The organism is Streptomyces sp. HUAS YS2, from assembly GCF_033343995.1.
GTDB lineage: Bacteria > Actinomycetota > Actinomycetes > Streptomycetales > Streptomycetaceae > Streptomyces > Streptomyces solicathayae.
This window is the reverse complement of sequence record NZ_CP137573.1, coordinates 6,959,574-6,968,550: the sequence shown is the minus strand read 5'-3', so window position 1 is coordinate 6,968,550 and position 8,977 is coordinate 6,959,574. Positions and strand designations below refer to the sequence as shown.

Annotated in this window: 8 protein-coding genes; all 8 read right to left on the bottom strand. The window is 68.6% G+C overall.

The features are described from left to right. Window positions 1-15 precede the first annotated feature (15 nt). The 8 genes from R2D22_RS32285 to R2D22_RS32250 all read right to left on the bottom strand — a co-directional run bounded on the left by R2D22_RS32285 (window position 16) and on the right by R2D22_RS32250 (window position 8,905). Complete coding sequence (locus R2D22_RS32285) at window positions 16-813, bottom strand: alpha/beta fold hydrolase (RefSeq protein WP_318108562.1); 798 nt, start codon at window positions 811-813, stop codon at window positions 16-18. 13 nt (window positions 814-826) lie between these two features. Continuing rightward, window positions 827-1,048, bottom strand: coding sequence for an MbtH family protein (locus R2D22_RS32280; RefSeq protein WP_318108561.1), 222 nt, complete (start codon window positions 1,046-1,048; stop codon window positions 827-829). Window positions 1,049-1,115: 67 nt separating this feature from the next. Next, on the bottom strand, window positions 1,116-2,927 hold the full coding sequence (locus R2D22_RS32275) for an ABC transporter ATP-binding protein (protein ID WP_318108560.1): 1,812 nt from the start codon (window positions 2,925-2,927) through the stop codon (window positions 1,116-1,118). Between the two features lie 447 nt (window positions 2,928-3,374). Further along, a complete protein-coding gene (locus R2D22_RS32270; protein ID WP_318108559.1) occupies window positions 3,375-4,079 on the bottom strand; it encodes a response regulator transcription factor in 705 nt (234 codons plus the stop codon). Further along, window positions 4,076-5,320 carry a sensor histidine kinase gene (locus R2D22_RS32265; RefSeq protein WP_318108557.1) on the bottom strand — a complete coding sequence of 415 codons (1,245 nt, stop codon included), beginning with the start codon at window positions 5,318-5,320 and terminating at the stop codon, window positions 4,076-4,078. The genes R2D22_RS32270 and R2D22_RS32265 overlap by 4 nt, the downstream gene beginning before the upstream one ends. A 116-nt stretch (window positions 5,321-5,436) precedes the next feature. Next, the gene (gene vioD, locus R2D22_RS32260; RefSeq protein WP_318108555.1) at window positions 5,437-6,552 is read right to left on the bottom strand and encodes a capreomycidine synthase; all 1,116 of its coding nucleotides are present in this window, start codon (window positions 6,550-6,552) and stop codon (window positions 5,437-5,439) included. Window positions 6,553-6,600: 48 nt separating this feature from the next. Next, entirely contained in the window at window positions 6,601-7,602 is a 1,002-nt protein-coding gene (gene gntD, locus R2D22_RS32255; RefSeq protein WP_318108553.1) for a guanitoxin biosynthesis L-enduracididine beta-hydroxylase GntD, read from the bottom strand. Between the two features lie 262 nt (window positions 7,603-7,864). Continuing rightward, window positions 7,865-8,905, bottom strand: coding sequence for an ornithine cyclodeaminase (locus R2D22_RS32250; protein ID WP_318108551.1), 1,041 nt, complete (start codon window positions 8,903-8,905; stop codon window positions 7,865-7,867). Window positions 8,906-8,977: the final 72 nt, after the last annotated feature.

Sequence of the window (8,977 nt, the reverse complement as noted above, 5' to 3'; positions counted from 1 at the left end):
CCCCACACGGTTCCGCTAGTGCTTGTCCAGGAATTCGATGATTGCCGCGTTCACCTCGTCAGGACGTTCCAGGTATCCGAAGTGACCGCTCTTGGGAATTTCCACGTAATCGCAGTCGGGGATCGCTTCGGCGACCTCGGCCGCGAGATGGGGCGGGGTGATGAAGTCGTCGCTGAATGCGATGACGCGACAGGGCGCGGACACTTCCCGCAGTGCTTCTCGGCGGTCGGCGTCCGTGTCGATCCAGGACTGCCCGACCGAGCTTTCGCCGCCCGAGAGCCGGAATGTCTCCAGCCACAGCGAGACGGCCTTGTCGTCGTTGAGCGTGGCCGGAGAGAGCATCTGCAGCGCCAACATGGCCGCCTGGTGATCGGCGGGCTGCGTCGCTCCGCTCTGCAGCAGGGCCCGGTCGGCTGCTCCCAGCGCGGCACGAGTGACATCGGAGCGCGATTTGGTGGCGATCAGCACGGCGCACCTGACCAGATGCGGCGCGCGGATCGCCAGTTCCTGCGCGATCATCGCCCCCAGGGAGACACCCACGATGCGGCAGGGCGCCGCATCCAGGGCCTCGATGAGGCCCTGGGTGTCCGCGACCATGTCATCGAGGGTGTACTTCCCCGGGGGGATGTCCGAGGGGGCGATCCCCCGGTTGTCGACCGTGATGGTCTGGTAGCCGGCCGCGTTCAGCGCGGGGGTCTGGTGCAGGGTCCAGACCCGTCCCGAGGCTGAGGACCCCATGATCATGAGGACCCGTTCACCGCGGCCCGACCGTTCGTAGGCAAGCCGAATGCCGTTGGTGAATACGTGCGGCATCTCTCTGCGACCCCTATTCGCCGTCGAGGGCGATGCGGAGGCTCTTGGGCCGCATGTCGGTCCAGGTCTCCTCCAGGTAGGCATCGCAGTCGGCCTTCGAGGCGCACACGCCCGTGTCGGTCCAGCCGCCGGGGACCGCCAGGTCGGCCGGCCAGATCGAGTACTGCTCCTCGTGGTTGATGAGGACCTTGAATCGGGCTTCGGCGTTCTCGAAGTCGAATGTGACGGTGCGCATGGCTGTCTCCTCTTCAGGTGTTTCCGGGAAGGAACAGAAGGGTGGAAGCGTGGAGGGGCGCTGAAGGTCAGCTGACGGGGCCGGCAGTGCTGCCGAGCACCACTTCGCCGTTCTCCGTGGCCTGCCGGGCGAACTGTGTGTGGTAGAGGTCGGCGTAGAGGTCGCCGGCCGCCAGCAGCTGCTCGTGCGTGCCGCTTTCGCGGACCTGTCCGTCGTCGATGACGAGGATCTGGTCGGCCTCGCGGATGGTGGAGAGCCTGTGGGCGATCACCACGGACGTACGGCCCTGGAGCGCGGACTTGAGCGCGCGTTGAATGGCGACCTCGGACTCGGCGTCCAGGTGCGCGGTGGCTTCGTCGAGGACGACCACGGGGGGCGCCTTCAGGAGCAGTCGGGCGAGGGCGATGCGTTGCTTCTCTCCGCCCGACAGGCGGAATCCGCGGTCGCCCACCACGGTGTCCAGGCCGTTGGGGAGCGATTCGACGACTCCCCAGACCTGTGCGGCCCGGCACGCCTCGATGAGCTCCGGCTCGGTGGCGTCGGTGCGGGCGTAGAGCAGGTTGGCCCGGATGGTGTCGTGGAACAGGTGGGCGTCCTGGGTGACCACGCCGATCGTGTCCTGGAGGGACTGCGTGGTGAGGTCGCGGAGGTCGTGGCCGTCGATGCGTACGGTTCCGGAGACGGGATCGTAGAACCGGGGCATCAGGTTCGTGATGGTCGTCTTGCCGGCGCCCGAGCGGCCGACGAGGGCGGTCAGTTTCCCTGCGGGGGCACGGAAGCTGATGCCGTCGAGGACCCAGCCCTCTTCGTCCCGCTCCGGGCCGCCGAGGTCGGTGGACTCCAGGGAGGCCAGCGCGACTTCGTCGGCGGAGGGGTAGCGGAACGAGACGCTGTCGAAGTGCACTTCCGGTGCCGCTCCGGTGGTGCCGGAGGGCAGGTCGACCGCACCGGGTCGTTCCTTGACGAGCGGGTCGAGGTCGAGGATCTCGAAGACCCGGTCGAAGCTGACGAGGGCGGTCATGGCGTTGGCCTGGACGCTGGACAGCTGCTGGATCGGTGTGTAGAGCCGGCCGACGAGCGTGACGAGGGAGACCAGGGTGCCGACGGCGATGACGTCCTTGACGACCAGGGCGCCGCCGAAGCCGAAGAGCAGGGCGAGCGTCACGGAGGCGGTGACCCCCATGATGATGCCGAGCATCTGGGCGGTGACGTTGGTCTTCACGCCGATGTCCCGTACTGCGCGGGCCCGTTCGGAGAAGTAGGCCGTTTCGCGGGCCGGGCTTCCGAACAGCTTGTTGAGCATGGCACCCGCGACGTTGAAGCGCTCGTTCATCAACGAGCCCATCTCCGCGTTGAGTTGCATGCTGCCGCGGGCGAGGTGCTGCATGCGCCGGCCGACGGCCTTACCCGGGATCAGGAAGAGCGGGACGATCAGCAGGGCCACGAGGCTGAGCTGCCAGGAAAGGTAGAACATCGCGCCGAGGATCAGGATCAGGGTCAGTACGGTGTTCACCGTCTCGGCCATCAGCACGGTGATGGCCTGCTGGGCCCCGATGACGTCGGTGTTCAATCGGCTGACGAGGGATCCGGTCTGGGCGCGGGTGAAGAATCCGATCGGCTGCGCCTGAACGTGCCGGAAGACCTGGGTGCGCAGGTCGTAGACGAGCCCTTCGCCGATCTGGGCGGAGAGTTTCGCCTGGAAATACTGTGTCAGGGCGTCGACCAGTGCGAGCGCGAGAAGCGCGCCGGCGACCCAGACGACGATGTCCATCTTGCCCGGCACGATGCCCTTGTCGATGACCATACCGAAGAGCAGCGGACTTGCCGCGGTGACGAGTGCGCTGAGCGCGGAGGCACCTACGAGAAAGGAAAGCCGCAAGCGATAGCGCTTTGCATAGGGGACAATTCTCTGGATGGTTCCGGGGCGAATTCCTTCGTTTCCTTCCGGGCCGTCGCCACGACGGCCCTCCTCCGACGGGTCAGGGAACTCTCCGTCGTCCGGCGCCCGCACCGTCACTCTCACAGCGCTCTTCTCCTCACGGAAATTCTCACACGGTGTTCTACGCGGCACTGCTTCGCTCGGCCGCAAGCATCCATGAGAGCGCCCTGAAGAGGCAATAGTGTCCGGTGGCGGCGCCGGGCGGGGCCCGGGATGTGGTTTTCAACTGCCGCAATGCCGCAGTTGAACGCCCGGAAGAAGACTGCCGCACCGGCGGGCACCGGACGGAGAGACCCGAATAGTGCCGCGCTTATACTCCAGCGACAGCACTGACCACCAGAGCACCAGAGCACCAGAGCACCAGAGGGTTGTCCGAACGAATTCCGACTAGTCGGTGCGGCGCAATCCCGGGACGACGAGGCCCGTTTCGTACGCCGTGATGACGGCCTGGGTGCGGTCCCGCAGGCCGAGTTTGGTCAGTGTGCGGCTGACGTGTGACTTCACCGTCTCCTCCGTGACGTGGAGGCGGGCGGCGATCTCCCCGTTGGACATGCCTTCGGCGACGAGCAGCAGGACCTCGGTCTCCCGGGCCGTGAGCGTCTCGAGGGTCGGCGAGGGCTTGGCGGGGGCCGTCCTGGCGGGCGTCTTCGTGAACTCGCTGATCAGCCGGCGGGTGACCCCCGGGTCGAGCAGGGCCTCGCCGGCGGCGACGACGCGGACGGCGTCGAAGAGCCGCTCGGCGGTGGCGTCCTTGAGCAGGAAGCCGCTGGCTCCGGCGCGCAGCGCGTCGTAGACGTACTCGTCCAGGTCGAACGTCGTCAGGATGAGGACGCGGGGCACCTCCGCGCCGTCGGGCGCGTCGCCGAGGAGCTGCCGGGTGGCCTCTATGCCGTCCATCTCGGGCATGCGGATGTCCATGAGGATGACGTCCGGGGACACTTCGCGGCAGACCCGGACCGCGTCGACGCCGTTGGTGACGGTCTCGACGATGGTGAATTCGGGCTGGGAGTCGAGAAGGGCGGCGAAGCCGGCGCGGACGACCAGGTGGTCGTCCGCGACGACGACGCGGATCGGTGTCGGCGGGTAGGTCATGGGGTCCGTTCTGGCTTGGCGGGGAAACTGGCTTCGACGACGAATCCACCGGCGTCCGCCGGACCTGTACTGATCTGGCCGCCGACGGCGGCGACCCGTTCCCGCATGCCGAGCAGCCCGTAGCCGCCGCCCGGCGCCGCGGGCGGCGTTCCGGGGCCGTTGTCGCGGATGTGGACGTGCAGGGCGTCGTGGGCGTAGTGCAGTTGCACGTCGACGGGCGCGCCCATGGCGTGCTTGCGGGCGTTGGTGAGGGACTCCTGGACAATGCGGTAGGCGGCCAGCTCGATTCCGGGGCCCATGGGGCGCGGGGTGCCGCTGAGGATGAGGCGGATGGTGGCGGTGGTGGCCTTGCGGGCCTCGTCGAGCAGGTCGTCGAGTTGGGTGAGGTCGGGTTGCGGCCTGCGTTCGCCGCCGCTGGGGGGTTCGTCGTCGTCGCGGAGTACGCCGAGCAGGCGGCGCATCTCCGTGAGGGCCGCGCGGGCGGTGTCGCCGATGCTGAGCAGCCGCTCGCTGCCTGCGGCGGGCATGCCGGGGGTGGCCACGCGGGCGGTCTCGGCCTGTACGGCGATCATGGAGACGTGGTGGCCGACGACGTCGTGGAGTTCGCGGACGATGCGGGCGCGCTCCTCGCGGGCGGCGTTCTCCCATTGGCTGCCGGCCATGACTTCGCGTGTGGCGTCGCGTTCCCGGTCGGATTCTCGTGCGCGGCGGGCGAGCCCGGCGAAGGCGGCGATCGGGACCAGTGCGGCGAGGAGGACGGTGCGCACGCGGTAGTCGGGGTCGGTGGGTCCGGTGAGTGCCAGGGCGAGGAACGGTGTGGTGAAGAGCATCGCCGCGAGTGGGTGTCCGCAGCGGCCGAGTCGGTACTGGGCGATCAGCTGGGCGGCGAAGCCGGCGAGTGTCAGCGTGTGGAAGATGGTGAGGGAGCCGAAGCTCGCCGCGGTGACCGTGAGGCCGGCGAGGACGGGTCTCAGGAGGGCCAGCGGCAGGGCGGTGCACAGGCATAAGAGCCCGATGACCATGGCGAGTTGGATGCTGCCGGTGCTGCCGTTCTCGGTCGCGTGCTGGGAGGTGGCGGCGAACATGCGGGGGATCGATCCCCGCTCGGCGACGAGCTCGGCGAGCGATTCGGCGATCGCGAGCCCGCACAGCGTCGCGATGAACACGGCGTTGCGTGGGAGGACCGAGGCTGTCCGCAGCACTCCGGTCCAGCTCTCACGCCAGGCACTCGCACGGTTCACGCCGGTCATTATGGCAGTCTGCCCTGTTCGCGGCCGTCCCTCCACGCGGTGATCAAGTGCTCCCTCGCGCGAGGGACGGGGGCGTCGCTCGCGCGAGGGAGGAGGGTGTGCACGGCTCAGTGACGCGTCTCCTTCAGGGCGTCTCCGAGCCGTTCGAGGCCCGCGGTCAGCTGCTCCGTGCGACCGCCGAAGCCGACGCGGATGTGCTGGGGGCTGTCGAAGCACGATCCGGGGATGACGAGTACGCCGTGCTTCTTGAACAGTGCGTCGCAGAAGGCGTCGACGTCGGGTACGTCGATGAGCCGGGGGAACGCGCTGACGCCGCCGGCCGGCTCGGTGAGCGCCACCAGGTCGGAGTGGGCGGCGGCCCAGTCGAGCAGGAGTGCGCGGTTGGCGTGCGCCTGGTCGAGCCGCGGCCGGATGAACGACGAGGCGTTCTCCAGTACGGCCTGGGCGAGCAGTTCGTTGAGCGGCGACACGTGGAGCGTGGTGTAGTCGCGGATGTGGACGCAGTCCGTCAGGAGCTCGGGGGGCGCGACGCACCAGCCGAAGCGGAGTCCGGGGAGTCCGAACGCCTTTGAGAAGCTGCCGAAGCTGACGGCCCGCTCGTAGAGCGTGGTGACGTCGGGCAGCGGCGGCGTGCCGTAGGTGAGGTCGCGGAAGGCGCCGTCCCACAGGAGCCACGCGCCGGCTTTGCGTGCGAGGGCGACGATGCCGTGCAGCTCGTCCTCGGTGACGGTGGTGCCGGTGGGGTTCTGCGGGAAGTTGACGATGATCGCCTTGGTCCGCTCGGTGACCAGGCCGGCAAGCTCGTCCAGGGAGGGCTGCCAGCCTTGCTCCGGGTCGAGACGCCAGTCCTTGATGGTGCAGCCGATGGCGGTCGCGTACTCGACGAGCAGGTGGTATCCGGGCCGGACGACGACGACCTCGTCGCCGGCCTGGAGCAGGGCGGACATCACGAGGGCGAGTGCTTCGCCGGAGCCGCTCGTCGTCATGACGCGGTCCGGGTCGACGTCTCCGGTGTGCCGGGCGACGGCGGCCCGTACGGCGGGGGCGCCGAGGGAGTAGCCGTCGTCGAAGACCAGCCGGTCGAGGTCTTCGTGGCGCAGCGCGGTGAGCTCGCGGAGTTCCGCCATGGAGTACGAGTGGACGCCGCTGGAGCTGATGTCGATGTCGGCGGTGAAGTAGGACTCGCGAAGCCAGTCCTCCAGCGGTGCGGGCCGGAGTCTCATGGGCTGACCTCGCTCTTCGGGTCGTGCGTCGGGTCGGGTGTCATCGGCTCAGGCTCCCGCTCGGATCGCCCTGGCGTCGCGGGCGGCGCGTGATTTGCGCAGGTCGCCGGTGACGTTGATGCGCTTGAGCCAGCGGTCCGTGCCGTCGTGGCGTGCGGTGAACGGCTTGCGGCCGTGGACGACGCGGAAGTTGTCGAGGAAGCAGAAGTCGCCGCTTTCGAGGACGAGGTCGAACATGGCCTCGTCCATGGCCTTGCACAGCGCCTCGAGGGCGAAGGCCGCCTTGTCGTCGTCCTCGGGTACGTCCATGAAGTACGGGTCGGCGCGGACGTAGGGCCGGTCCGGGTCGCCGAAGAGCACGGCCAGCGGCTCGGGGTTGGTCTGCATCTTCTCGATGTCCTCGAACGTGTCCGCGTCGGCGGCGGAGTTGTTCTTGCTGAAGTGGGACTCGTCGGGGCGGATGGTGAACCGCTTCTCGAAGAGGACGTCCCGGACGTCGTCGGGCAGGCGCAGGTCGTCGGCGTATCCGACGGTGGTGGCCGCCTGGTAGGGGTTCCTGAGGCAGGCGAACGAGAGGAAGTCGCCCCTGAGCGGGTGGAAGGCGTCCTCGGTGTGCCAGGTGAGGAGTTCCTTGCTGCTGGAGCCGAGCTGTTCGTACTCGTGTCCCTGGATCGGGACGATGTCGTGGATCAGTCGTCCGTCCTGCTGGGTCGCCCAGCAGAAGGGGTCGCCGATCAGGGAGCTGTACATCATGAGGAGGAGTTCCTCACGGTGGCTGGGCGACGGTTCCGCCTGTCCGCGCCAGTGCGCGGGGGTGCGTCCGAGGCGCTTCTCGTCCACCTGGTAGCCGGATATGCACAGCACTCCGGAGAGCTGTTCCAGCCGGAACGCGTTGAGGTGGTGCCTGATCCGGCGGGGCAGTTCGTGGGCGAGGAGGGTGGCGCGGTGTAACGCGTCCTCGGAATCGAGGGTCGCGAACTCTGCTTCGACGGCGTCGAGGATTTCGTCGACGGCGTTGATTTCCGCCGCGTCGAGGGTCAGTCGTTCCATGCTGGAATTACCTCTCCGTGCTTTTCGGGGATGATTGCTTCGGATACGCCATCGAGAAAGTTCTCTCCGGCCCGTTGAGAAGGTGCTGGCCGAGCGGTGCCCGTGGGGCTCCGCTGGTCGCGATCCTTCGACATCGACATCCGCACATGTGACTGCTGCTGTGTGCTCTGCGCTGCCGCAGCGAACGCTGGTTCGCACTCCTCACCGGGCGATGGGCGCGTCTGCGCAGGTGCATCGCCGGTCAAAGCAGGAGTTGGCTGTGTCACGTCACGGCGGCTCCCGCGAGGGGAGACGGCGTCGTGCCGAGGTGTGCTGTGTGGAGCTTGCCGGCGACCGCCACGTCGTGCAGTGACATCCCGAACGGGTTGATCACGACGCGGTCGGTGTCGGACGTGCGGGGCGAGGCGGTGCCGCTGATGATGTCGCAGAGTTCGGCGGCGACCGCCACGGTGTGGGGGCGGTCCTCGTCGTCGGCGCGGGCGCGCGGCGGCGGCAGTACGTCGCCGGCGCGGTGCATCCTGCCGAGCAGCCGGGTGGTGTCGGCCGCGACGAGACTCCAGTCGTCCACGATGACCTTGTCGGCGGTCGTGAACACGTCGGGGAGCAGGTCGTCCAGGGAAACGTTGACGACCACGGCCCCTTCCGCGATCCATTCCGCGGGGATGTATCCGGTGGTCGTCGTCGTGGCCGGGATGACCAGTTCCGCTTCGCGTACGGCCTGCTCGGCCGTGGCGGTGACGTCGAAGGCGACGTCGGGGTGGGCGGCCCGGAGGCGTTCGGCGAGGAGCGCCGCCCGCTCGGGGACCCGGTCGTGGAGCCGGACGGTCCGCAGAGAAGGCCATCGGCGCAGCGCGAGAGCGAGATGGGCGTCGGCGAGCGCTCCGGTGCCCACGACGGCGACGGAGCGGGTGGGGCGGGCCCAGCTGAGCTCGGCCGCGAGGATGCTCACGGCCGCGGTGCGGGTGGCCGACACGCGGGCCGCGGGCATGATGCAGACCGGCCGGGCGGTGGTGAGGTCGAAGAGGAGGACGACGCCTTCGGCGCGGGCCAGGCCGCGGTCCGGGTTGCCCAGACTCGCGTTGATGATCTTCGTGCCGGCGAATCGTCTGCCGTCGATCTCGACGAGGCCGGGCATGTTGAGGCTGCGGCAGGACTCACCCTGGTCGTTGGTCCATCGCAGGCAGCTCTCCTCCGGGAGCACCGTGCGCTGTTCCGCGTGTGCCAGGAAGACCTCGCGTACGGCGGCTACGACATCGACGGTCTCGATGAGTTCGTCCACATCAGCATCGGTGAGCTGAATCACGGCCCCTCCTGCACATTGCTCGCGTCACACGGACAGGCACCGAAAGCGCGCATCGCGCTCGCCGTTGCACTA

Coding starts and splice junctions, on each gene's coding strand:
- R2D22_RS32285 (WP_318108562.1), bottom strand. CDS start 813: ATGCCGCACGTATTCACCAACGGCATTCGGCTTGCCTACGAACGGTCG.
- R2D22_RS32280 (WP_318108561.1), bottom strand. CDS start 1,048: ATGCGCACCGTCACATTCGACTTCGAGAACGCCGAAGCCCGATTCAAG.
- R2D22_RS32270 (WP_318108559.1), bottom strand. CDS start 4,079: ATGACCTACCCGCCGACACCGATCCGCGTCGTCGTCGCGGACGACCAC.
- vioD (WP_318108555.1), bottom strand. CDS start 6,552: ATGAGACTCCGGCCCGCACCGCTGGAGGACTGGCTTCGCGAGTCCTAC.
- gntD (WP_318108553.1), bottom strand. CDS start 7,602: ATGGAACGACTGACCCTCGACGCGGCGGAAATCAACGCCGTCGACGAA.